General features: G+C 66.0%; 1 protein-coding gene. It reads right to left on the bottom strand.

What is annotated here, in order from left to right; all coding sequences use genetic code 11:
* Window positions 1-547 (bottom strand): cyclic nucleotide-binding domain-containing protein (locus ISP_RS08220; protein ID WP_265049915.1); only part of this gene is annotated, 547 nt, incomplete at both ends.

The raw sequence follows: 547 nt of genomic DNA on the forward strand, positions 1-547 counted from the left end.
TGTTGTTCGATCTGGTTCATGGGCTGGTTGTAGAGGTCGGCGACGCGGGAGTGGACGCGCAGGACGGTTTGGGCGACGGAGAGTTCGTATTCGCGGGGGCGGGCTTCGTAGTCGACGAAGGTGCCGGGGAGCTGGGGTTCGCCGTCGTGGCCGGAGGCGAGGGAGATTTCGGCTTCGCCGTGGTCGTTGCTGGCGGTGGTGCCGCGGGTGCGGTAGTTGTCGAGGTGGGTTTGGAGGGTGGTGGAGCGGGTGAGGATGTCGTTGAAGGTGGTGCGGGGGAGGGTGAGGACGGTGCAGGTGGTGACGGCTTTGGCGGTGAATTCCCAGATGCCGTCGTCGTGGGTGAGGGTGGTTTCGCCGAAGTGGTCGCCGTCGGCGAGGGTGCCGAGGACGACTTGGTCGCCGTAGGCGCCGGTGCCGATTTTGGTGATTTTGCCGTGGGCGAGGAGGAAGACCTGGTCGGCGGGGGAGCCGAATTCGACGAGGGCGTCGCCGGGGGCGTATTCGTGTTGGGTGAAGCGGTCGGCGAGTTCGGTGAGGACGTCTT

This window comes from Amycolatopsis mediterranei, assembly GCF_026017845.1.
GTDB lineage: Bacteria > Actinomycetota > Actinomycetes > Mycobacteriales > Pseudonocardiaceae > Amycolatopsis > Amycolatopsis mediterranei.